This window comes from Herbaspirillum sp. YR522, from assembly GCF_000282575.1.
In the GTDB taxonomy this organism is placed as follows: Bacteria; Pseudomonadota; Gammaproteobacteria; order Burkholderiales; family Burkholderiaceae_D; genus Herbaspirillum.
The window spans coordinates 1-663 of sequence record NZ_AKJA01000151.1; the positions used below are offsets into that span (position 1 = coordinate 1).

The following is a 663-nucleotide window of genomic DNA, read 5'->3' on the forward strand; positions in this document are numbered from 1 at the left end:
ACAGAAATCATCCAGGGTAAGACGACAGTGGCCGAGGCTAGCCGGGCGTTCGATATCCCTCCGTCGGAGATCGAGGAATGGGTCGACGAGGGGCGCAAAGGAATGGAGAACGCCCTGCGCGCCAAGCCCCTGGATGTCAAGGAACAGTACGAGCGACAGCTCAAGGAACTCCAGGAAGCCTACGGCGAAGCCATGTTGGAGTTGCGCGCCAGAAAAAAATTGGCGTCCCTGCTGGGCGAGGAAGACAAATGATCGAGACCATCCGCCAGGGACTCAAGCAAGACGGTTTCGATGTCGCAGTCAGCAAGATCTGCCAGTGGTTCGACATTCCAAGGCGTACAGCCTATTACAAGCCGGTAAAGGTCACGCCCAAGGTGCAGGAGCGTTTTGCCGAACCGATCAAGAAGATGATTCTGGAAGAACCGTCTTTCGGTTACCGGACGGTGGCGGCCCTCTTGGGCTTTAACAAGAACACCGTGCAGCGGATCTTCCAGCTCAGGGGGTGGCAGGTAAAAAAGCGACCCATCGGATTCCGGCCAAGAGTAAAAGCCCTGCCGTCGGTCGTCACGGCTCCGGATCAGCGTTGGGCGACAGACCTGTGTCGTATCTGGGCTGGACGCGATGGCTGGGCCGTCTTGGCACTGGTGATCGACTGCCATACGC

The 663-nt window shown here is 58.1% G+C and carries 1 protein-coding gene and 1 pseudogene; both read left to right on the forward strand.

From position 1 onward, the window contains the following. On the forward strand, positions 1-252 hold a 252-nt coding region (locus tag PMI40_RS20735), incomplete at its 5' end, for a hypothetical protein (RefSeq protein ID WP_008119514.1). After that, positions 249-663, forward strand: a pseudogene (locus tag PMI40_RS20740) (IS3 family transposase); the annotation flags it as partial. The gene PMI40_RS20735 and the pseudogene PMI40_RS20740, both read left to right, overlap by 4 nt.